Annotated in this window: 18 protein-coding genes; 9 read left to right on the top strand and 9 right to left on the bottom strand. The window is 74.3% G+C overall.

The annotated features are described in order from the left end of the window. Window positions 1-425: 425 nt before the first annotated feature. Window positions 426-1,010 (bottom strand): DUF1697 domain-containing protein, encoded by a 585-nt coding sequence (locus tag ACTJIY_RS17085; protein WP_440674753.1) that lies wholly within the window; start codon window positions 1,008-1,010, stop codon window positions 426-428. Beyond that, a complete protein-coding gene (locus ACTJIY_RS17080; RefSeq protein WP_353707959.1) occupies window positions 977-2,443 on the bottom strand; it encodes an amidase in 1,467 nt (488 codons plus the stop codon). Before ACTJIY_RS17080 ends, ACTJIY_RS17085 begins: the two co-directional genes overlap by 34 nt. A gap of 191 nt (window positions 2,444-2,634) precedes the next feature. On the opposite strand from ACTJIY_RS17080, the gene ACTJIY_RS17075 reads away from it, so the two are divergent. The 3 genes from ACTJIY_RS17075 to ACTJIY_RS17065 all read left to right on the top strand — a co-directional run bounded on the left by ACTJIY_RS17075 (window position 2,635) and on the right by ACTJIY_RS17065 (window position 6,606). Then, window positions 2,635-3,255: a PadR family transcriptional regulator gene (locus ACTJIY_RS17075; protein ID WP_253051033.1), complete on the top strand. Its 621-nt coding sequence runs from the start codon at window positions 2,635-2,637 to the stop codon at window positions 3,253-3,255. A 134-nt stretch (window positions 3,256-3,389) separates the two neighbouring features. Continuing rightward, a complete protein-coding gene (locus tag ACTJIY_RS17070; RefSeq protein ID WP_440674806.1) occupies window positions 3,390-4,898 on the top strand; it encodes a DHA2 family efflux MFS transporter permease subunit in 1,509 nt (502 codons plus the stop codon). Between the two features lie 340 nt (window positions 4,899-5,238). Further along, the gene (locus tag ACTJIY_RS17065) at window positions 5,239-6,606 is read left to right on the top strand and encodes a PhoH family protein (protein ID WP_440674754.1); all 1,368 of its coding nucleotides are present in this window, start codon (window positions 5,239-5,241) and stop codon (window positions 6,604-6,606) included. A 58-nt stretch (window positions 6,607-6,664) separates the two neighbouring features. Here ACTJIY_RS17065 and ACTJIY_RS17060 read toward each other — a convergent pair whose 3' ends face one another. Further along, window positions 6,665-8,161, bottom strand: coding sequence for an FUSC family protein (locus ACTJIY_RS17060; protein ID WP_440674755.1), 1,497 nt, complete (start codon window positions 8,159-8,161; stop codon window positions 6,665-6,667). A 75-nt stretch (window positions 8,162-8,236) separates the two neighbouring features. Between ACTJIY_RS17060 and ACTJIY_RS17055 the strand changes: the two genes are divergently transcribed. After that, window positions 8,237-8,725: a MarR family winged helix-turn-helix transcriptional regulator gene (locus ACTJIY_RS17055; RefSeq protein WP_253051036.1), complete on the top strand. Its 489-nt coding sequence runs from the start codon at window positions 8,237-8,239 to the stop codon at window positions 8,723-8,725. A gap of 105 nt (window positions 8,726-8,830) precedes the next feature. On the opposite strand, the gene ACTJIY_RS17050 is transcribed toward ACTJIY_RS17055, so the two are convergent. Together ACTJIY_RS17050 and ACTJIY_RS17045 are read right to left on the bottom strand one after the other, a co-directional pair. Next, complete coding sequence (locus ACTJIY_RS17050) at window positions 8,831-10,276, bottom strand: class II fumarate hydratase (protein ID WP_440674756.1); 1,446 nt, start codon at window positions 10,274-10,276, stop codon at window positions 8,831-8,833. A gap of 97 nt (window positions 10,277-10,373) precedes the next feature. Beyond that, window positions 10,374-11,051 carry a carbonic anhydrase gene (locus ACTJIY_RS17045; protein ID WP_353707962.1) on the bottom strand — a complete coding sequence of 226 codons (678 nt, stop codon included), beginning with the start codon at window positions 11,049-11,051 and terminating at the stop codon, window positions 10,374-10,376. A gap of 129 nt (window positions 11,052-11,180) precedes the next feature. Here ACTJIY_RS17045 and ACTJIY_RS17040 point away from each other — a divergent pair, with 129 nt between their 5' ends. From ACTJIY_RS17040 to ACTJIY_RS17025, 4 genes are all read left to right on the top strand, one after another. Continuing rightward, window positions 11,181-12,473, top strand: a complete 1,293-nt coding sequence (locus ACTJIY_RS17040) for a sugar ABC transporter substrate-binding protein (RefSeq protein ID WP_440674757.1) — start codon at window positions 11,181-11,183, stop codon at window positions 12,471-12,473. 95 nt (window positions 12,474-12,568) lie between these two features. After that, window positions 12,569-13,528 (top strand): carbohydrate ABC transporter permease, encoded by a 960-nt coding sequence (locus ACTJIY_RS17035; protein ID WP_440674807.1) that lies wholly within the window; start codon window positions 12,569-12,571, stop codon window positions 13,526-13,528. Beyond that, complete coding sequence (locus tag ACTJIY_RS17030; protein ID WP_353707965.1) at window positions 13,528-14,379, top strand: carbohydrate ABC transporter permease; 852 nt, start codon at window positions 13,528-13,530, stop codon at window positions 14,377-14,379. Before ACTJIY_RS17035 ends, ACTJIY_RS17030 begins: the two co-directional genes overlap by 1 nt. 118 nt (window positions 14,380-14,497) lie before the next feature. Next, the gene (locus tag ACTJIY_RS17025) at window positions 14,498-15,751 is read left to right on the top strand and encodes an ABC transporter ATP-binding protein (RefSeq protein WP_253051042.1); all 1,254 of its coding nucleotides are present in this window, start codon (window positions 14,498-14,500) and stop codon (window positions 15,749-15,751) included. A 59-nt stretch (window positions 15,752-15,810) separates the two neighbouring features. Here the strand turns inward: ACTJIY_RS17025 and ACTJIY_RS17020 are convergent, their stop codons facing one another. The 4 genes from ACTJIY_RS17020 to ACTJIY_RS17005 form a co-directional block, all read right to left on the bottom strand. Further along, window positions 15,811-16,776, bottom strand: a complete 966-nt coding sequence (locus ACTJIY_RS17020; protein WP_440674758.1) for a carbohydrate kinase family protein — start codon at window positions 16,774-16,776, stop codon at window positions 15,811-15,813. Then, a complete protein-coding gene (locus ACTJIY_RS17015) occupies window positions 16,776-17,072 on the bottom strand; it encodes an exodeoxyribonuclease VII small subunit (RefSeq protein ID WP_374614446.1) in 297 nt (98 codons plus the stop codon). Before ACTJIY_RS17015 ends, ACTJIY_RS17020 begins: the two co-directional genes overlap by 1 nt. Window positions 17,073-17,133: 61 nt before the next feature. Continuing rightward, the gene (gene xseA, locus ACTJIY_RS17010) at window positions 17,134-18,492 is read right to left on the bottom strand and encodes an exodeoxyribonuclease VII large subunit (protein WP_440674759.1); all 1,359 of its coding nucleotides are present in this window, start codon (window positions 18,490-18,492) and stop codon (window positions 17,134-17,136) included. A gap of 82 nt (window positions 18,493-18,574) precedes the next feature. Then, window positions 18,575-20,035: a polysaccharide deacetylase family protein gene (locus ACTJIY_RS17005; RefSeq protein WP_440674760.1), complete on the bottom strand. Its 1,461-nt coding sequence runs from the start codon at window positions 20,033-20,035 to the stop codon at window positions 18,575-18,577. 289 nt (window positions 20,036-20,324) lie between these two features. On the opposite strand from ACTJIY_RS17005, the gene ACTJIY_RS17000 reads away from it, so the two are divergent. After that, a complete protein-coding gene (locus tag ACTJIY_RS17000) occupies window positions 20,325-21,347 on the top strand; it encodes a 4-hydroxy-3-methylbut-2-enyl diphosphate reductase (protein ID WP_353709592.1) in 1,023 nt (340 codons plus the stop codon). Window positions 21,348-21,364: the final 17 nt, after the last annotated feature.

Below are 21,364 nucleotides of genomic sequence, written 5' to 3'. Positions count from 1 at the left end.
CCCGGGCCGCACGACGCCACGCCGAGCAGGTGGTCTCGGCTCGTCATGAGTGCCGGACGAGCCAAGGTCGCCTGGTCGGCCGGTCGCCGGTCCCCGGTCCCCGGTCCCCGGTCCCCGGTCGCCGGTCGCCGGGCCATGGTGGGCCGACAGCCGAGCGGTGGGGGTGGGCTCGGATGCGAAGGGGCGTCAGAGCGGCGCTCCTAGAACCCACGCTCGACAGACCGGGGTGACGGCGCCGCAGCCCCGAGCACCGAGCCCACCCGCGCCGCGGACCTGACCCCGCGGGCTTGTGACCCGACCATGCCACCTCACCGAACCACAGCTCTACCTCGCCGACCATGGCTCTGCCTCGGCCGACCACGGGTCTACCTCGGCCAACCGGGGCACTACCTCGCGTGACCGCGGCTCTAGCTCGGCGGGAGCGGTCAGGTGGGGGTGTCCTCGGCGAGGGCGAGGAGGCGGGTCAGGGTGTTCCAGTTGCGGCCCGTCACCGGGGTCCCGGCGGCCTTGGTCAGGACCGACGTCGTGAGCTTCGAGCGGCCGATCCCGTCGGGGTAGGCGACGTAGAGGACGCCGTTCGCGACGACGGCTCGCTCGGTCCCGCCCCGGGCCTGGATCGTGGTCGCGCCGTCCGGGTCGACCGGTGTCTCGCCCACGAGGACGAGGAGCGCAGCGGGGCGTTCCTCCGCGTCGTCGGGGAGGGGGTTGCCGCGGACGATCTTGCGGAGCCGCTCGGTCGTGAGCACGGCGACGGCGGCATCGACGCCGAAGCGTTCGGCGACGGCGTCGTGGAGGAGACGCGCGACGTCGTCGGGCCGGGACGCGCCGGAGGTCCCGGGCGCGACGACGAGGTTGCCGCTGTTGACGACCGTGCGGGCGTGCGCGAACCCGAGCTCGCCCGCGAGCTCGCGCAGCGCGGTGGACGGGACCTTGCGCCCGCCCACGTTCACGGCGAACAGCAGCGCGACGTAGGCGGTCACGATGACGCCCCCGGTCGTCGGTGGGACCACGGCGCGGCCTCCTCGAGGCGGGCGGCGAGGTCGAGGAGGAGCGCGTCGTCGCCGTGGTCGGCGCCGAGCATCACGCCCACGGGGACCGTCGCCGTGGACCCGTCGGGGTCGGTCACGCGTGCCTCGCCGAGCGGGAGCGAGATCGCGGGCCGGCCGGTGAGGTTCCACACGCTCGTCCAGGGGGTGAACGCGGTCTGCGCGGCGAAGTCGGCGGCCGGGTCGTCGTCCATCCGCTGGCTGCCGACGAGCGCGGGTGGCTGGGCGAGCGTGGGGGAGAGCACGACGTCGACCCCGGCCCAGGCGGCGGCGACCTCCCGGGTGAGCTGCTGCACCCCGGCGAGCGCGGTCGCGTACGCGAGCCCGCTCACGCCGCGCCCGCGCTCGCGGAGCCATCGCGTGAGCGGGACGAGCAGGTGCTCGCGGTCCGGCGGGACGGGGGCCTGGAGCGCGCCGACCGACCACAGGGCGGCGAACGCGTCCCAGCGCTCGGCGCCGAACGGAGGGGGGATCTCGACGACGTCGTGCCCGAGCCCGGCGAGGAGCGCCGCGGTCGCGCGGGCGGCGTCGGCGCACGCCGGGTGCACGGGGGCGTCGGCGGCGATCACGGGGTCGAGCAGGAGCCCGACCCGGAGCCGCCGCGCGCCGGACGCGGCCGCGAGGCGCGCCGTGAAGGTGTCGCCCGGCCACGGTCGCGCGAGGACGTCGAGGAACGCCGCAGCGTCGCGCACCGACCGGGTGAGGACGCCGTGCGTGGCGAGCCCCGCGCCGTCGACCCCGTACGGCCCGGGGCTCACGAGCCCGCGCGACGGCTTGAGCCCGACCAGCCCGCACGCGCTCGCCGGGATGCGCAGCGATCCGCCGCCGTCGCTCCCGTGCGCGACGGCGACGACGCGTGCCGCGACCGCGGCCGCGGCGCCGCCGCTCGACCCGCCCGCGGACCGCGCGAGGTCCCACGGCGTGCGGGCCGTGGGCCCGACGTCGGGCTCGGTGTAGCAGGGGAGCCCGAGCTCGGGAGTGGTCGTCTTGCCGACCATGACGGTGCCCGCGGCGCGCAGGAGGGTCGCCACGCCGTCGTCATGAGGCGCCGGGAACGGGTCGATCGCGGCCGACCCGGCGCGGAGAGGCACGCCCTCCACCATGGTGAGGTCCTTGACCGGGCACGGGACGCCGAGGAACGGCGGCAGCGCGCCCGGCTCCGCGGACCCGGCGACGGGCGCGCCCGCGCGGCGTGCCGCGACGAGCGCGGACTCCGCGGCGAGCGCCTGCGTGCGCGCGAGGTCCGGCGTGAGCACGGTGAAGGCGCCGACCTCCGCGCCGACGCCCGCGGCGGCGTCGAGCGTCGCGTCGAGCACCTCGGTCGGGGACGCGTCGCCGGTCCGGAGCGCGTGGGCGAGGGCGGTCGCGTCGAGGTCGAGCAGGTCGAGGACGCTCATGTGTCGTGAACCTACGCGGCGGGTCACGACTGCGCGAACCGTCCCGGGTCGACACCCCGCCGCGTCGAGGCGTATATTCCATGCGGAATATTCCTTACGGACTTCTTGGCCCGGGGCCGACGTCGCGCGACGCACGACGCACGCAGCCCCCGCCTGCGAACCCCGCCGCGCTACCCGTCCCGGAGACGACCGTGCCCGCACCGCGCCTCAGCCCGACGGCGACCCTCGTGCTCGCCGTGCTGCTCGACCAGCCCATGCACCCGTACGAGATGCTCGTGCGCCTGCGCAAGCGGCGCGACGACCGGCTCGTCCGGCTCAACCCGGGCGCCGTCTACCACGCGGTCGACCGGCTCGAGCGCGACGGCCTCGTCGAGCGCGCGGGCGTCGACCGCGACGGCAACCGGCCCGAGCGCACCGTCTACGCCATCACCGACGCGGGCGTCGCCGCGCACCACGACCGCACGCGTGACCTCGTCCGCGAGACGCCGCCCGAGTACCCGGCGTTCCCGGTGGGGCTCGCGCTCGTGCACGACCTCCCGCTCGACGACGCCCTCGCCCTCCTGCGGGAGCGCCGGGCAGCGCTCGCGGCCGCGACGGACGGGGTGCGCGAGCACCTCGACGGCGTCGTCGCGCGCGGGCTGCCCCGGCGCTACCTGCTCGACGCGTCGTTCCAGCTCCACCAGGTCGCGGCCGAGATCGCGTGGCTCGACGCGACGGTCGCCGACCTCGAGTCGGGCGCGCTGAGCTGGACCGACCAGCCCGCGCCCACGTTCCGCTTCCCCCGCACGACCTCACCTCAGGAGACCTCGTGACCACTCCCGCCCCGGGCAGCAGCCCGAGCACGGCCTCGGCGCCCGCCGACGCCGGCTCGCGCGTCGTGCCCCTCGTCGACCTCCACGGCCGCAGCGCCTGGAGCATCCTGCCGCCGCTCATCCTCGGCTTCTTCATGATCATGGTCGACACCACGATCGTGAACATCGCCGTCCCGACGCTCCAGACCGAGCTCGACGCGTCGCTCGTCGCGGTCGGCTGGGTGAACAGCGCCTACCTGCTCTCCTACGCCGTGCTGCTCCTGCTCGCCGGGCGGCTCGGGGACCGCTACGGCCCCAAGCCCGTGTTCGTAGTCGGGCTCGCGGTCTTCACGCTCGCGTCCGCGTGGTGCGGACTCTCGGGCTCGATCGGCATGCTCATCGCCGCGCGCGTGGTCCAGGGCGTCGGCGCGGCGCTCATGACGCCGCAGACCATGGCGATGATCACGCGCGTCTTCCCGCCGCGGCAGCGCGGTGCGGCCATGGGCCTGTGGGGCGCGACCGCCGGCGTCGCGACGATCGCCGGACCGCTGCTCGGCGGCGTGTTCGTCGAGTCGTGGGGCTGGGAGTGGATCTTCTTCGTCAACGTGCCGGTCGGCGTCGTCGCGCTGTGGTTCGCGCTCACGCGCCTGCCGCGCCTCGCGACGAACAAGCGCTCGTTCGACGTCCTCGGCGTCGTGCTCTCGGTCGTCGGCCTGTTCGCGGTCGTCTTCGGCCTCCAGGAGGGCGAGACGTACGACTGGGGCACCATCACCGGGCCGATCACGGTCTGGGGCGTCATCGGTGCCGGGCTGCTCGTGCTCGTGGGCTTCGTCCTGTGGCAGCGCCACCTCGGCGACGGCGCGCTGCTGCCCCTCAAGCTCTTCCGCTCCCGCAACTTCTCGCTCGCGAACGTCGCGGGCATGTCCGTCTCGTTCGCGATGATCGGGATCTTCTTCCCGCTGACGATCTTCCTGCAGTCCATCCTCGGGCTCTCGCCGCTGCACGCCGCCCTCGTCAACCTGCCCGGGTCGCTCGTCTCCGGGATCGTGGCCCCGCTCGCCGGTCGCCTGTCGGACAAGGTGCCCGCCAAGTGGGTCGTGGCGACCGGGTTCGGCGTCCTCGCGGTCGCGATCGGGTGGCTCGCCGCCGTCGTCGGGCCGGGGGTGTCGGTCGCGACGATCGTGCTCCCGATGACGCTGTTCGGCATCGGTACCGGCTGCGTGTTCTCGCCGCTCGCCAACCTCGCGACGTCGGGCCTCGACCACCGCACCGCGGGCGCCGGGGCGGGCGCGTTCAACACCACGCGCCAGGTGGGCGGCGTCATCGGCTCGGCGGCGATCGTCGCGACGCTCACCGCGCGCCTCGCCGTCACCCTCCCTGCCGCCGCGCAGGACGCGGCGGCCTCCCTCCCCGAGCAGTTCCGCCAGCAGTTCGTCGACGGGTTCGCGAACGCCGGCTCCCTGCAGGGCGGCGCGGGCGGGTCATTCGACCTCCCGCCCGGGGTGCCCGACGACGTCGCGCGCCAGGTGACCGACGCCGCCACCGCCGCCTTCCACCAGGGATTCGCGACCGCCGTCGGGCAGACGCTCGCGGTCACCGCCGCGGTCCTGGTCCTCGGCTTCGTGTGCGCGATCGCGATGGCGCCGAAGCACGTCGAGCACTGACCCGCGAGATCGGCCCGTGCGTCGCGAGATCGGCCCCCCGAGGGTCGATCTCGGACGCTCGGGCCGATCTCGTGGAGCACGCACCCGCACGATCCCGTGAACGGAGGGTTAAACCTCGCCCCGGAGGTGTGTCGGGGGTGGTGAGCCGAATCACACGGGCGTAGTTTCGAGGGGACGGACGGCACCACCGCCGTCCTCCGGGAGGCCAGCTGATGGGGTTCACGCTCCGCTCAGGAGGGCCGGCACCGGCGCTGCTGAGCCGTGGCACCCACGGCCCGACGGCCGGTCGCCTGCCTCGCCCAGAGAGAGAACGGCGCCCGCGCGCCGGAGGGGAGCCCTCGTGGTCCGCACCTCACCCACCACCCCCACCCCGCAGGACGACGCGCGAGACGACGCGCGTCGCACGTTCGTCGTCGACACCTCGGTCCTGCTGAGCGACCCCCGCGCGATCGGGCGGTTCGCCGAGCACGACGTCGTCCTCCCGGTCGTCGTCATCACCGAGCTGGAGGCCAAGCGCCACCACGCGGAGTTGGGGTACTTCGCCCGCAGCGCGCTGCGCATGCTCGACGACCTGCGCGTCAGGCACGGCCGTCTCGACGCCCCGATCCCGGTCGGCGACGTGGGCGGGACCCTGCGCGTCGAGCTCAACCACACCGACCCGGACGTCCTCCCCGCCGGCTTCCGGCTGGGCGACAACGACACGCGCATCCTGTCGGTCGCCGCGAACCTCGCGGCGGAGGGGCACGACGTGACGGTCGTGTCCAAGGACCTGCCGATGCGGGTCAAGGCGTCGGCGGTGGGGCTGCGCGCGGAGGAGTACCGCCACGAGCTCGCCGTCGACTCCGGTTGGACGGGCATGGGGGAGATCTCCTTCACGGACGCCGAGGCGGCGTCGCTCTGGGAGCACGAGTCCGTCGAGCTCACGAGCCTCGACCCGGAGGTCGTCGAGGCCGCCGGGCCGCTGCACTGCCACACGGGGCTCGTCGTGCACTCCCCGCGCGGGTCCGCGCTCGGGCGCGTCACCGCCGACAAGCACGTGCAGCTCGTGCGCGGGGACCGCGAGCTCTTCGGGCTGCACGGTCGCTCGGCCGAGCAGCGTGTCGCGATCGACCTGCTCCTCGACGAGTCCGTCGGGATCGTGTCGCTCGGTGGCCGGGCGGGGACGGGCAAGTCGGCGCTCGCGCTGTGCGCGGGTCTCGAGGCGGTGATGGAGCGCCGGCAGCACCGCAAGGTCATGGTGTTCCGCCCGCTCTACGCGGTGGGCGGACAGGAGCTCGGCTACCTCCCCGGCTCCGAGGCCGAGAAGATGAACCCGTGGGCGCAGGCCGTCTACGACACGCTCGGCGCGCTCGTCTCGCCCCAGGTGCTCGACGAGGTGATCGACCGCGAGATGCTCGAGGTGCTCCCGCTCACGCACATCCGCGGGCGCTCGCTCCACGACGCGTTCGTCATCGTCGACGAGGCCCAGTCGCTCGAGCGCAACGTGCTGCTCACCGTGCTCTCGCGCATCGGGCAGTCGTCGCGCGTCGTCCTCACGCACGACGTCGCGCAGCGCGACAACCTGCGCGTCGGACGGCACGACGGCGTCGCCGCGGTCATCGAGGCGCTCAAGGGCCACCCGCTGTTCGCGCACGTGGCGCTCACGCGCTCCGAGCGCTCGCCCGTCGCCGCCCTGGTCACGGAGATGCTCGAGTCGATCGAGGTCTGACCCGCCGCGAGGTAGAGGCCTGGTCATGACCGGGCCCCTACCTCGCGGTACCGGAGCTTTACCTCGCGGTACCGGGGTTCTCTCTCGAGCGGGGGCGGGTGCGCGGGTGGACGAGGACCACCGCGAGGACTCCGACGGCGGCGCCCAGGACCGTGTCCAGAGCGCGGTCGAGCGCGAGCCCGGCCGGGTCGGCCGGGTGTGCGAGCGACGTCATGAGGAGCGCCATGGGCGTGATGGTGAGCATCGCGAGACCGTAGTGGCGTCCCACGATCGTCTCGGTCACGGTCTGGAGCACCACGACGACCGCGGCCGTCCCCCAGAACCCGAGCGGCGCGGCGAGCAGCGGCCACGCGAGCAGCGCGCCCGCGACGGTGCCGGCCCCGCGCTGGAGCGCCCGCACGACGGCGTGGCGCGCCGACTCGCCCTGGAGGACGGCGGTCGAGCCCATGGTCGCCCAGGCGGCGTGCCCGAGGCGGGCGACCGCGGCGACACCGCCGGCGACGAGCCCGGAGATCCCGACGCGCGCCGTCGCGAGCCGCCACGGGCCACGGACGCGGGACCGCGCCTGGGCGGTGAGCGAGGTACGGACGGGTGCCGCGGTGTCGTCCCGCGGGACGCCCAGGGCGTCGAGCGCCCGCTCGATCTCGTCGAGCTCGCGGGCGAGAGCCGGGACGGCGCCCCGGGGCAGACGCCACGACGCGTCGTCGGCGAGCACGTCGCGCGCCCGGGCGACCGCGAGCCGTGCCGCGCGGGCGGCGTGCCGGCTCGGCACGGGGGACGCGGCGTCGGTCGGCCGCGCGCCGGGGGCGGCGTCCCGACCGTGAGAGGCCTCTCGCGCGACGGCCGCCGACGCGCCCGCCCCGCGTGAGACCTCTCGCGCGGCGACCGCCGACGTGCCCGCCCCGGGCGGGGCCTCTCGCGCGGCGACCGTGACGGCGTCGGCGGCGCGCCGGACGGCGAGACGCGCGGGCGCTGTGGGCCGTACGAGCGCACCGGCCATGCAGACGAGCCACGCGAGGAGCGCGCCGGACGCGCCGGCGAGCACGCGGGGAACGAGGTCGCCGAGATCCGGGGATCCGGCGAGGCCCGCCCCGGCGGCGAAGACGACGATCGTCGCGCCCGGGGGGCCGGTCCGGACGAGGAGGCAGAACGCCGTCGCGCCCGCAGCGAGCGCCGCGACGGCCGCGGTCGTCGCGAGCGTGGGCGCGCCGACGACGGCCAGGAGCGTGAACAGGGCGATCGTCCCCGTCATCAGAGCCCCCACCGTGGCGAGGAGGGCGGCGCGGCGACGATAGGGGTCGTAGCGCCCGTAGAGCGAGGTCAGGGCGCCGAGCGAGGCGAACGCAGCGAGGTCGGGACGGCCGAGCAGGCCTGGCACCGCGATCGCGAGCGCGACGGCGGCGCCGCACCGCAGCGCGGCGGCGAGCGTCGCGTCGGCAGGGTTCACGTGGAGGGCGGCACGCAGGTGGGCGGGGTCGAGGACGTCCTGCGCCGCGGCGCGCACGGGTGCGAGCGCGGCGACCGCGGGGGACGGGAGAGGCGGGAGGAGAGGCATGTCCGTCCCAGGGTAGCGGTCGTTCCAGAATGTTTCACCAGTGAAATACTGTGATGCCCGCCCTATCCTGGTCCTGTGGACTACGTGGACCGCGTGCGAGCGGAGTGGGCCGAACAGCGGCCGGACCTCGACACCTCGACCTCCGCCGTCGGGGCGCGGCTGCGCCGCGTCGCGGGCCTCCTCGAGGGCGCGCTCGAACGCTCGGCGGCGCGCCACGACGTCTCGCGCGCGGAGTTCGACGTGCTCGCCGCGCTGCGGCGCGCCGGGCGTCCGCTGCGCGCGGGGGAGGTGACCACGATGACCGGCGCCCCCGGTGCGTCCATCACCAAGCGCCTCGACCGGCTCGAGCGCGCCGGGCTCGTCGAGCGCACCGTCGCCGAGCGCGACCGGCGCGGCGTGCTCGTCGCCCTCACGGGGGACGGGGTCGCGCTCGTCGACGAGGTCTTCCCGCAGCAGCTCGACCGGGAGCGCGCGGCGCTCGCGGACCTCGACGCGGACGAGCGTGCCGAGCTCGCACGGCTGCTCGGCGTCGTCCTGCGCCGCCTCGACCCGGTCGACTACTGACCGCGGGTCGCGGCGCTCGACCGCTGCAGAGCCCGGACGGCGAGAGCCGGGCGGGGTGCGCGCGCACCCCGCCCGGCTCTCGGGCGGAACGGTCGGTCCGGCGGGTCAGGCCTGCGGCGGGCGCGTCATCGACAGCACGTCGAGCGCCTCGTCGAGCTGCGCCTCGGTGACCTCGCCGCGCTCGACGAAGCCGAGGTCGATCACGGCCTGGCGGACGGTGAGGCCCTCCTTGACGGAGTGCTTCGCGACCTTGGCGGCCGCCTCGTAGCCGATCACGCGGTTGAGCGGCGTGACGATCGACGGCGAGGACTCGGCGAGCGCGAGCGCGCGCTCGACGTTCGCCGTGATGCCCGCGACGGTCTTGTCCGCGAGCACGCGCGACGCGTTCGCGAGGAGGCGGATCGACTCGAGGACGCCCTGGGCGATGACGGGGATCTGCACGTTGAGCTCGAACGAGCCCGACGCGCCGGCCCACGCCACGGTCGCGTCGTTGCCGATCACGCGCGCGGCGACCATGAGCACGGCCTCGGGGACCACCGGGTTCACCTTGCCCGGCATGATCGAGCTGCCCGGCTGGAGGTCGGGGATGAAGATCTCGCCGAGGCCCGTGTTGGGGCCGGAGCCCATCCAGCGCAGGTCGTTGCAGATCTTGGTGAGCGACACCGCGATGGTGCGCAGCGCGCCCGAGAGCTCGACGAGGCCGTCGCGCGAGGACTGCGCCTCGAAGTGGTCGCGGGCCTCCGTGAGTGGCAGGCCCGTGTCCTCGACCAGCAGCGCGATGACGCGCTGAGGGAACCCGGCGGGCGTGTTGATGCCAGTACCGACGGCGGTGCCGCCGAGCGGGACCTCCGCGGCGCGGGGGAGCGCCGACTCCAGCCGCTCGACGCCGTAGCGGATCGCCGCGGCGTAGCCGCCGAACTCCTGCCCGAGCGTGACGGGCGTCGCGTCCATGAGGTGCGTCCGGCCCGACTTCACGACGGTCGCGAACTCCGCCGACTTCGTCTCGAGCGCGTCGGCCAGGTGGCCGAGCGCGGGCACGAGGTCCCGCACGACCCCGGCGGTCGCGGCGACGTGCACCGACGTCGGGAACACGTCGTTGGAGGACTGCGAGGCGTTCACGTGGTCGTTCGGGTGCACGTCGCGCCCGAGCGAGCGCGTGGCGAGCGTCGCGAGGACCTCGTTCGTGTTCATGTTCGACGACGTCCCGGACCCGGTCTGGTAGACGTCCACCGGGAAGTGCGCGTCGTGCGCGCCGGAGGCGACCTCGTCGGCCGCGGCGACGATGGCGGCGGCGACGTCCTCGTCGAGCACGCCGAGCTCGGCGTTCGCCCGGGCCGCGGCCTTCTTCACGCGTGCGAGGGCCTCGATGTGGCCGCGCTCGAGCGGGGTGCCGGAGATCGGGAAGTTCTCCACGGCGCGCTGCGTCTGCGCGCGGTAGAGAGCCTGCGCGGGGACGCGCACCTCGCCCATGGTGTCGTGCTCGATGCGGTACTCGGTCGTCGGTGCGGTCTCGCCGGCGACGCCGCCGGAGGCCTCGGGAGATGCAGTCATGGGGCCATCCTGCCGCACCGCGCGCGGGCTCCCGCAACCCGCGTGACCGAGGTCACGCGGGTCGCGGGAGGCGTCGTCCGGACGCGTGGACGGGGTCTCAGGCGTCGGCGAGGGGCGCCTCGCCGACGTCGCCCACGACGTCGACCAGGTGGGCGCGGCCCTCGGCGAAGTCGTACTCGACGCCGACGATCGCGCAGCGCCCGTCCGCGACCGCGGCCGCGAGGCCGGCGGAGTACGAGTGGAGCATGTCGACCGTGTTGCGCACGTGCTCGCGGCGCAGCACGGCGGGGTCGAGGTTCTCGAGCGAGCCGTTCCCGGCGCCCGTGATCTTCGCGATCGACGGGATGACCCGGTCGACGACGGCCCGGACGAACCCGTCCGCCTGGGCGCCGGTCGTCAGCGTGTCCACCGCGGCACCGACGGCGCCGCACGAGTCGTGACCGAGCACGACGACGAGCGGCGCGGACAGGATCTCGACGCCGTACTCGATCGACCCGAGCACGGTCGTGTCGACGACGTGGCCCGCGGTGCGCACGACGAACATGTCGCCGAGGCCCTGGTCGAAGATGATCTCCGCCGCGACGCGCGAGTCCGAGCACCCGAACAGCACCGTGTGCGGGTGCTGTGCCGCCGAGGTCTCCCGCCGTCGGTCCGCGCCCTGCGACGGGTGGAGCGGGGCGTCGGCGACGAAGCGGTCGTTGCCGGACCGCAGCGTCGCCCACGCCTCGGCGGGGGTGAGCGAACGGGCCGGCGGTGCGGGGGTGGGAGAGGTCATGGCTCCCATCATCGCGTACCGCGCGGCCCTCATGACGTGCCCGTTCGCATGGCGGGCCGCGCCCGGGAGGTGTAGCCATGGAGGGTGACACCCCGGAGACGGGGGAAGCCGCGACCGAGGGGAGCCGACGTGCGCCGACGCACCCGAGCACTCGCCGTCCTGGTCGCCGCGGGGCTCGTGGCGCCGCTCGCCGCGTGCGGCCCGGGCGACGACGGGACGCCGGTGCTCACGTGGTACATCAACCCGGACAACGGCGGGCAGGCCGACATCGCCGCGGCCTGCACGGAGGCCGCCGGGGGCGCGTACCGGATCCAGACCGAGCTCCTGCCCCGCGACGCCGCGTCGCAGCGCGAGCAGCTCGCCCGCCGCCTCGCGGCGAAGGACTCGTCGATCGACATCATGAGCCTCGACCCGGTGTTCATCGCCGAGTTCGCGGAGGCCGACTTCCTCGCCCCGGTGCCCGCCGACGTCGCCGACGCGACGACGCAGGACGTCGTGCAGGGCGCGATCGACGCGTCGACGTGGAAGGACGAGCTGGTCGCCATCCCGTTCTGGGCCAACACGCAGCTCCTCTGGTACCGCAAGTCGGTCGCCGAGGCCGCGGGGCTCGACATGTCGCAGCCCGTCACGTGGGACCAGATCATGCAGGCCGCGCAGGACCAGGACAAGCTCCTCGCGGTCCAGGGTGCCAAGGCCGAGTCGCTGACGGTGTGGATCAACGCGCTCGTCGAGGGCGCGGGCGGACACATCCTCGAGAACCCGGAGGCGCCCGCGGACGAGGTGAAGCTCGGCCTCGACACCGACGCGGGCAGGGCCGCGGCGACCATCATCGGGGAGATCGGCACGTCCGGCGTCGGCGGTCCGGGGCTGCCGAGCGAGGACGAGCCGGCCTCCCTGACGAAGTTCCAGGGCGACCGCGGGTCGTTCATGGTCAACTGGCCGTTCGTCTGGTCCTCCACCCAGAGCGCGGTCGACGCGGGGTCGCTCGACCAGTCCCTGCTCGACGACATCGGCTGGGCCCTCTACCCGCAGACCACCGAGGGCGAGGACGCCCGCCCGCCGTACGGCGGGATCTCGCTCGGCATCGGGGCGTTCGGCAAGCACACCGACCTCGCGTACGAGGCGGCGCAGTGCATCGTCAGCCCGGAGAACCAGGCCGAGTACTTCGTGACCAACGGGAACCCCGCGGCGAGCATCAAGGCCTACGACGACCCCGACGTCCAGAAGGCCTTCCCCATGTACGACGTCATCCGCGACTCGCTCGACCAGGCCGCGCCGCGACCGCAGACGCCGTTCTACAACGAGGTCTCCACGGGCCTGCAGCAGACGTGGTACCCGCCGGCGTCGGTCGACCCCGACACGACCCCGCAGCAGTCCACCGAGTTCATCACCGCCGTCCTGCGAGGGGAGCGACTCCTGTGAACGCCGGACCTCCCGCCGAGCCCGCACCCCGCGGCCGGCACGCCTCCACGCCGTCGACCACCACCGACGACGCGCCGACGCGTCGCGCCCCGGAGTTGCGCCGCGAGCACCGGGACGACGCCCGCGGCGCGCCCGACGCCGCCGCGAAGGCCGCGCGCAGCGACCGGGCCCGCGCCGAGGCGCGCCTCGGGTGGTACCTCGCCGGACCGGCGTTCGTCGTCATGCTCGCCGTGACGCTGTACCCGATCCTCCAGGCGGTCTACGACTCGCTCTTCAACTACAAGCTCACCGCCCCGGACGACCGCGCGTTCGTCGGGCTCAACAACTACGTCGTGATCCTCACGGACTCGGTGTGGTGGCGAGACCTCGGCGTCACGCTCTTCATCACGGTCGTCACGGTGCTCGTCGAGCTCGTCCTCGGCTTCGCGCTCGCGCTCGTCATGCACCGCGCGATCAAGCGCCTGCGCGGGCTCCTGCGCACCGCGATCCTCGTGCCCTACGGGATCATCACGGTCGTCTCGGCGTTCGCGTGGTTCTACGCGTTCGACATCACGTCCGGGTACGTCAACCACTGGTTCGACTGGGTCCCGGGGATCGGCCCCGACCTCAACTGGTTCGCGCAGCAGGGCACGAGCCTGTTCGTCATCATCATGTCCGAGGTCTGGAAGACGACGCCGTTCATCTCCCTCCTCCTGCTCGCCGGACTCGCGCAGGTGCCGGGCGACCTCGAGGAGGCCGCCAAGGTCGACGGCGCGACCGCGTGGCAGCGGTTCACGCGGGTCATCGTGCCGAACATGAAGGCCGCGATCATGGTCGCCGTCCTGTTCCGCGCTCTCGACGCGTTCCGCATCTTCGACAACGTCTTCATCATGACGAACGGGGCCAACGGCACCGAGGTGCTCTCGCTGCTCGCGTACCGGACCTCGATCGGCCAGCTCCAGATCGGCATGGGCTCGGCGATCTCCGTGCTGCTGTTCCTGTGCGTCGTGCTCATCTGCTTCGTCGCGATCAAGCTCTTCAAGGTGGATCTCGCCGGCGCGAGGGGGGAGAAGTGATGGGCAGCGTCCTCAGCACCCGGGCCAAGATCTGGTGGGCCGTCATCACGGTCGTCGTCCTCGTCGGGGCGCTGTTCCCCGTCCTGTCGATCTTCATGACGAGCTTCAAGGGGCCCAGCGACATCAACTCCGGGACCTTCCTGCCGCCGCAGTGGAGCACCGCGAACTACGAGCAGATCCTCGCCTCGGGCGGTTCGGCGCAGGAGCTGTTCCTGTCGGCGCTGCGCAACTCCATCGGCATCTCGCTCATCGCGACCCTCATCGCCGTCGTGCTCGCCACGCTGTGCGCGTACGCCATCGCGCGCCTGAACTTCCCGGGCAAGCGCCTCATCCTCACGACGGCGCTCGGCGTCTCGATCTTCCCGGTCGTCTCGATCGTCACGCCGCTGTTCAACCTCTGGCGCAACATCGGCCTGTACGACACGTGGCTGGGCCTCATCATCCCGTACCTGTCGCTCACGCTCCCGATCTCCATCTGGACGCTCGCCGCGTTCTTCCGGCAGATCCCGTGGGAGCTCGAGCAGGCGGCCCAGGTCGACGGCGCGACGCCGTGGCAGGCGTTCCGCAAGGCGATCGTCCCGCTCGCCGCGCCGGGCGTCTTCACGACGGCGCTCATCGCCTTCTTCATCGCCTGGAACGACTTCGTCTACGGCATCTCGCTCACGTCGACGAGCGCGGCCCGTCCCGTCCCGGCGGCGCTCGCGTTCTTCACGGGGGCGTCGTACTTCGAGGAGCCGACCGGCGCGATCTCCGCGGCGGCCGTCGTGGTGACGATCCCGGTCGTCGTCCTCGTCGTGCTCTTCCAGCGTCAGATCGTCTCCGGCCTGACCCAGGGGGCGGTGAAGGGATGAGCACGACCGATCGCCGGGGGACCACCCGGCAGCCGACCCCGCTGCCCGCCGCGGCACCGCCGCGCCCCGCCCGCGTCGTCGGGCACCGTGCCGCACGCCGAACCCGAGGAGAGAGCTGATGGCGTCGATCACCCTCAAGGACATCGTCAAGCGCTACGGCGACGGGTTCCTCGCGGTGGACCGCGTGAACCTCGACATCGCCGACGGCGAGTTCGTCATCCTCGTCGGCCCGTCCGGCTCGGGGAAGTCGACGGTCCTGCGCATGATCGTCGGGCTCGAGGACATCACCTCGGGCGAGCTCGACATCGACGGCACGCGCGTCAACGAGAAGGCGCCGCGCGAGCGCGACCTCGCGATGGTGTTCCAGAACTACGCGCTGTACCCGCACCTCACGGTCGCGGAGAACATCGCCTTCCCGCTGCGCCTCGCCAAGGGCAAGCACAGCGAGGAGGAGATCCGCGAGAAGGTCGAGCGCGCGGCCGACATGCTCGACCTCCGCGAGCACCTGGACCGCAAGCCCGCGAACCTGTCCGGCGGCCAGCGCCAGCGCGTCGCGATGGGGCGCGCGATCGTGCGCGACGCGAAGGCGTTCCTCTTCGACGAGCCCCTGTCCAACCTCGACGCCAAGCTGCGCGGGCAGACACGCACGGAGATCGCCCGGCTCCAGCGGCGCCTCGGCACGACGACCGTCTACGTCACCCACGACCAGACCGAGGCCATGACGCTCGGCGACCGCGTCGCGGTGCTGCGCCGCGGCGTCCTCCAGCAGGTCGCGAGCCCGCGCGGGCTCTACGAGCAGCCCGTCAACCTGTTCGTGGCGGGGTTCATCGGCACGCCGCCCATGAACTTCCTGCCGGGCGAGGTGTCGGGCGGGCGGATCACGCTGCCGTTCGGCGAGTTCGACATGCCGGAGAACGTCGCGTCGGTCGTGGGCGACCGGAGCCTCGTCATCGTGGGGCTGCGGCCCGAGCACTTCGAGGACGCGCGGCTCGTGGACCCGTCCAAGAAGGACCGCGGCCACACGTTCGAGATCCAGATCGACGTCACGGAGTGGCTCGGGGCGGAGCTCTACGCGTACGTGCCGTTCGACATGCACGAGTCCGTGAAGGGCCAGCTCGAGGAGCTGGACCGCGAGCTCGACGGCGAGGGACTGCGCAGCCAGTTCGTCGTCGCCCTGGACTCCGCGTCGCGCGTGCGCGACGGCGACACGACGGAGCTGTGGTTCGACCCGACGAAGATGATGATCTTCGACCCCGAGACGAGCGAGAACCTCACGCGCGACGACGCCGAGGCGGACCGCATCGAGGAGGAGAACGCCGAGGACCGCAAGCGGTCGCTGGAGCGAGCCCAGAAGCAGGACGCCCAGGTCTGAGGTGCCGTGCCGGCCGCCCGGGCGACCTGCCCGGGCGGCCGACACGCGCCGGGACCGGCTCAGGCGGTCGTGAGCTCGGTGCGGCGCGGTGGGTTGGCGCCGGCGCGCGAGACGGTGACGGCGGCGACGGCGGCGCAGCGCTCGAGGAGGCGGGTGAGCGTGGCGGTGTCGACGGCGCGCAGGGCGTCGCGGCGGTCGGCGCCGAGCAGGCCGGCGTCCCAGAGCCCGTCCAGGAGCGCGCCCATGAAGGAGTCGCCCGCGCCGACGGTGTCCACGACCTCGACCCGCGGGGCCGTGACGCGCTGCTCGCCTGCCGCGGTCAGGGCGAGGGCGCCCTCGCCGCCGTAGGTGACGACGACGAGCGCGGGGCCGAGCGCGAGCCAGTCGCGCGCGACCGCGACGGGGTCCGTCCCGGGCGCGAGCCAGGCGAGGTCCTCGTCGCTGACCTTGACGACGTCGGCGAGCGCGACGAGCGCCTCGATCCGGGCGCGGGCGTCGGCGGGGTCGCCCATGAGCGCGGGGCGGGCGTTGGGGTCGTAGGTGATCGTCGCGGTGTCGCGCGCGGCGGCGACCAGGGCGCGCACGTCGGACGCGCCGGGCTCCAGGACCGCGGCGATCGAGCCCGTGTGCACGGCGAGCGTGCCGGTGCCCGGGGCGGTGCCGGCCGGGACGCGCCACTCCAGGTCGAACTCGTAGCTGGCCGCGCCCTGGGCGTCGAGGTGGGCGGTGGCGACGCTCGTGGAACCGGCCCCGGTGCTGCCGGGGGTGAGGGTCACGGCGGAGTCGTCGAGCCAGGCCCGGATCGCGTCCCCGTGCGCGTCGGGCGCGACCCACGTGGCCAGACGCGCGTCGCGCCCGAGGCGCCCGAGGGTCAGCGCGACGTTCGCCAGGCTGCCACCGGGGTGCTCGTCGACGCTGCCGTCGGCGCGGTGCACCACGTCGATCAACGCCTCACCGACCACGAGCACGTGCTCGTGGCGCTCCGGGGCGCCGTCGGTCGCGGGGGCGGCGGGGGAGGTGCTCATCAGTCGTCTCCGGTGGTGTCGTCGGGGGTCTCGTCGGACTCGTCGTGCGTGCCTCCCGCGTCCTGGGAGCGTGCGGCGTCGAGCCGGGCCCGCGCACCGTCGAGCCACTCCTGGCAGCGCGCTGCCAGCGCCTCGCCGCGCTCCCAGAGCGCGAGCGAGGCCTCGAGGGGCTCGCCGCCGGCCTCGAGCCGCGCGACGACCTGCACGAGCTCGTCGCGCGCCTGCTCGTACGAGAGCGTCGCGACGTCGGTCGTGACAGCGTTGTCAAAGGAACTCACGGCAGTATTCAACCCCATCTGTGCGTCGTGGTCGGAACGGGCGTCCGGGAACCGGCCGCCGCGGGGCGCGGGAGGCGCCTCACGGCGCGCCCCGGGGGACGTCGGGCGAGGGCCCGCCGGTGTGCGGGGGGTCGCCGTCGTGCGTGGCGGCCACCGCCGCGTCGAGCCCGCCACGGGCGAGCCGCACGCGGACCACGTCTCCCACCGCGACGTCGTCGGGGGAGCGGACCACGTGTCCGTCCGCCCGCTGCACGACGGCGTACCCCCGCTCGAGCGTCGACGCCGGCGACAGGGCGCGGACCTGGGCCTCCAACCGGCCCACCTCGCCCGAGGCGCGCACGAGCCGCGTGTCGAGAGCTCGTCGTGCGCGGTCGCGCAGCGCGGCCACGCGCTCGGCGTGGTCGGCGAGCATCGTGTGGGGCGCGGCCAGGACCGGGCGGGACCGGAGGCCGTCGAGCAGGGCCTGCTCGCGTGCCACGCGCCCCGCGATCGCCGTACGCAGCCGGTGGCGCCCCTGGACCAGGCGGGCCCGCTCCTCCGCGACGTCCGGGACGACGCGCCGCGCGGCGGCCGTCGGCGTGGACGCGCGGTAGTCCGCCACGAGGTCGAGGAGCGGGCTGTCCGTCTCGTGCCCGATCGCGCTGACGAGCGGGGTCCGGCACGCCGCCGCGAGCCGGACGAGGGCCTCGTTCGAGAACGGCAGCAGGTCCTCCACCGCGCCGCCGCCGCGCGCGACGACGATCACCTCGACGTCCGGGTCGGCGTCCAGCGCGCGGATCGCGTCGCCCACCTGCTGGACGGCGTGCGCCCCCTGGACCGCGACCTCCCGGATCTCGAACCGGACCCGGGGCCAGCGGGCGCGCGCGTTGACCACCACGTCGTGCTCGGCCTTGGACTCCCGGCCGCACACCAGCCCGACGACCTTCGGCAGGAACGGCAGCGGCCGCTTGCGGTCGGCGTCGAACAGCCCCTCGGCGGCGAGGACGCGCTTGAGGTGCTCGATGCGCGCGAGCAGGTCGCCGACGCCGACCGGGCGGATCTCGCGCGCCTGGAGCTGGAGCGAGCCGCGCCGCGCCCAGAAGACCGGCTTGGCGTGCACGACGACGTGCGCGCCCTCCGCGAGCGGCGTGCCGTCCAGGACGCGCGTGGCCGCGGACACGGGCAGGGACATGTCCAGGTCCGTGTCGCGCAGCGTGAGGAAGGCGGTCGACGTCCCCGGCCTCCGGTTGAGCTGCACGACCTGGCCCTCGACCCACACAGGGGCCATCCGCTCCACGTACTGCTCGATCTTGCGGGCGAGGAGACGCACCGGCCACGGGTGCTCCGCGCTCGTCTCGAGCGCGCGCGCCGGGAGCGGGCCACGGTCCCCGGGCCGGGAGCCCCGCGCGGACGCGCCCGACCGGGGGACGTCGTCGGGCGGGGGGAGCGAGGCGGTCACGGGTCCAGCCTGCCGTACCCCACCCACGTCCACCCGGCGCGCCCACCGGTCGACGCGTGCGGCGCGGGGGACGCGCGGTCGCTCACGGGGCGAGCAGGTCGACCGTCACGAGCCGGTACCCCTGGGCGCGCAGGTCGTCGATGATGCCGGGCACGGCGTCGACCGTCGTGGCGTGGATGTCGTGCATGAGGACGACGCTCCCCGGCCGGGCGCCCTCGACGGCGCGCCGTCGGGTCTCGGCGGCGTCCTTGGTCTTCCAGTCGAGCGTGTCCAGGTTCCAGAGGATCACCTGCAGCCCCGTGCGGGTCGCGATCGACCGGACACGGTCGTCGACGTCGCCGTAGGGCGGGCGCAAGAACGTCGGCGTCGCGCCGGACGCCGTGGTGATCGCCTCCTGGGTGCGCTCGAGCTCGGCGCGCACCTCGTCGTCGTCGAGCGTCGTGAGCTGGGGGTGGTCCCACGTGTGGTTCGCGAGCAGGTGCCCCGCGGCGGCCGTGTCCCGCACCACGTCGGGGCGCTTCTCGACGTTGGTCCCGACGAGGAAGAACGTCGCGGTGACGTGCTTCTCGGCGAGCGTCCGCAGCAGCCGCTCGGTGTCCGCGCCGGGCCCGTCGTCGAACGTCAGCGCGACGCACCGGTCGACCGCGCAGTCCACGCCCTGCGCGCGTCCCAGCTCGCGGCGCTGCTGCAGCGTCAGCGCCAGCCGGTCGCTCCACACCGCCTCCGTGGCGGCGAGCACGGCGTCCCGCTGTGCCACCGTCTCGGCGACGGGTGCGCCGCCCACCCCGGCGTCGAGCGTCGTGCCGGCGGCGGCGAGCGCGGTGTCGAGCGCCGTGCGGTGCGCCTCGTCCGAGACGAGCCCCGCCGACTCCGCGAGCACGGGGCGCCCCTCCGTCACGGCGTCCTCCAGCCCGTCGTAGGCCCACTGCTGCCACGCCGTCGCGACGTCGTGCGTCGCCACGGCGACCGCCGACGTCGCGTCGTCGAGCTCCTCCGGAGACGGAGCGGACCCCGTGACGACCTCGAACCGCCGCTCCGGCAGATCGCGGGGGAAGAACGGGTTCGGGCGCGAGAGCGCGTCGACCGTGCGGACCTCGACCGGGTACTCGACGGGCGTCCCGAGGAGCGTCGCGGCGTCCGGCAGCGCGGCTGCCAGCGGGTCCCGCACGGCGGCGTCCGCGACCTGGCCGTCGCTCTGCGTCAGCACGGCGCCGCCGACCACGTCCGCGACGGCGAGCGCGGCGAGGCGGGGCACGTACGCCGCCTCCGCCGCGGCACGGGCGGTCGCGGCGTCGTGCTCGGCCTGCTCGACGTCGGCGTGGTACCGGTCGACGGACGCGACCCACCGGTCGTGCTCCACCGACGCCGCGAGGACCAGCGCGCCTGCCACCACGACCGCGACGCCGGGCACGAGCCACCACCACGTGCGCCGCCTCCTCCGCCCGGGCTCGGCAGGTCCGGCGGGGTCGGTGGTTCCCGCGGACTCGCCCGGGTCGGCGGCGGCGGGAGTCTCGGGGTCGGTCGGGTCGAGGTCGTCGGCCATCCCTCGATCCTCACGGCCGCCCGGAGGTCCGGCGACCGGGAGGGCCGTCCCGCGCGGGTGAGATCCGTCTCGGCGCTCCGGCGTCCTCGCGCGGACGCGGGGGAGGGACGGTGGAGCACCGGCGGCGGTGCTGTGACGAGGGCGGGAGGAGTGCGGGCACGGGCGACGGGTGACGGGCCTCACCGGGGTCGGCGCGCGGGCGCTCGCCTAGACTCGAGGCGTGAGCGACCTTCCCGCCGGCTCGTCCGCGCACCCGTCCGACCGCCCCGCCGTCCCGTCGGAGGCGGTCCTGCCGAGCGTCGCGCCGCGCAAGCGCGTCCTGCTCGCCGCGCCCCGCGGCTACTGCGCGGGTGTGGACCGTGCCGTCGTCGCGGTCGAGAAGGCGCTCGAGCACTACGGCGCTCCGGTGTACGTGCGCAAGGAGATCGTGCACAACAAGTTCGTCGTCGAGACGCTGAGCGAGCGCGGCGCGGTCTTCGTCGACGAGACCGACGAGGTGCCCGAGGGCGCGCGCGTCGTGTTCTCGGCGCACGGCGTCTCGCCCGCGGTCAAGGCGGCCGCGGCGGCGCGCAACCTCGACACGATCGACGCCACGTGCCCGCTCGTGACCAAGGTCCACAAGGAGGCCGTGCGCTTCGCCAAGGACGACTACGACATCCTCCTCATCGGCCACACGGGGCACGAGGAGGTCGAGGGCACGGCCGGCGAGGCGCCGGACCACGTCCAGGTCGTCGACTCGCCCGACCACGTCGACGACGTCGTGGTCCGCGACCCCGACAAGGTCGTGTGGATCTCGCAGACCACGCTGTCGGTCGACGAGACCATGGAGACGGTCCGCCGGCTGCGGGAGAGGTTCCCGACGCTCCAGGACCCGCCGAGCGACGACATCTGCTACGCGACGCAGAACCGCCAGGTCGCGGTGAAGAAGCTCGCACCGGACGCCGACGTCGTCATCGTCGTCGGCTCGGCGAACTCGTCGAACTCGGTGCGCCTCGTCGAGGTCGCGCTCCAGGCGGGTGCCGGTGCGTCCTACCGCGTCGACCGGGCGAAGGAGATCGACCCGGCCTGGCTCGACGGCGCGACGACCGTCGGGGTGACGTCGGGCGCGTCGGTGCCCGAGATCCTCGTGGACGACGTCCTCGCGTACCTCGCGGAGCGCGGGTTCGGTGAGGTCGAGGAGGTCCGCACCGCGACGGAGGACCTCATGTTCTCGCTGCCGCGCGAGCTGCGCGCGGACCTCACGTCGTCGGGCTCCGACGGCGGTCGTCCCGCCCGCGGTGGCCGCACCTCGCTCTCCGTCCAGCCCGTCTGACGGCGGGGTCGCCTGCA

Source organism: Cellulosimicrobium sp. 22598, assembly GCF_052044445.1.
Classification (GTDB): Bacteria; Actinomycetota; Actinomycetes; order Actinomycetales; family Cellulomonadaceae; genus Cellulosimicrobium; species Cellulosimicrobium cellulans_G.
Note: the sequence above shows the minus strand (reverse complement) of the source record. Positions and strands in the feature narration are given on the sequence as shown.

Excerpts from the sequence above, each read along its gene's own strand:
- ACTJIY_RS17080 (WP_353707959.1), bottom strand. The coding sequence starts at position 2,443 with ATGAGCGTCCTCGACCTGCTCGACCTCGACGCGACCGCCCTCGCCCAC.
- ACTJIY_RS17070 (WP_440674806.1), top strand. The coding sequence starts at position 3,390 with ATGATCATGGTCGACACCACGATCGTGAACATCGCCGTCCCGACGCTC.
- ACTJIY_RS17060 (WP_440674755.1), bottom strand. The coding sequence starts at position 8,161 with ATGCCTCTCCTCCCGCCTCTCCCGTCCCCCGCGGTCGCCGCGCTCGCA.
- ACTJIY_RS17050 (WP_440674756.1), bottom strand. The coding sequence starts at position 10,276 with ATGACTGCATCTCCCGAGGCCTCCGGCGGCGTCGCCGGCGAGACCGCA.
- ACTJIY_RS17045 (WP_353707962.1), bottom strand. The coding sequence starts at position 11,051 with ATGACCTCTCCCACCCCCGCACCGCCGGCCCGTTCGCTCACCCCCGCC.
- ACTJIY_RS17030 (WP_353707965.1), top strand. The coding sequence starts at position 13,528 with ATGGGCAGCGTCCTCAGCACCCGGGCCAAGATCTGGTGGGCCGTCATC.
- ACTJIY_RS17025 (WP_253051042.1), top strand. The coding sequence starts at position 14,498 with ATGGCGTCGATCACCCTCAAGGACATCGTCAAGCGCTACGGCGACGGG.
- ACTJIY_RS17020 (WP_440674758.1), bottom strand. The coding sequence starts at position 16,776 with ATGAGCACCTCCCCCGCCGCCCCCGCGACCGACGGCGCCCCGGAGCGC.
- ACTJIY_RS17015 (WP_374614446.1), bottom strand. The coding sequence starts at position 17,072 with ATGGGGTTGAATACTGCCGTGAGTTCCTTTGACAACGCTGTCACGACC.
- ACTJIY_RS17005 (WP_440674760.1), bottom strand. The coding sequence starts at position 20,035 with ATGGCCGACGACCTCGACCCGACCGACCCCGAGACTCCCGCCGCCGCC.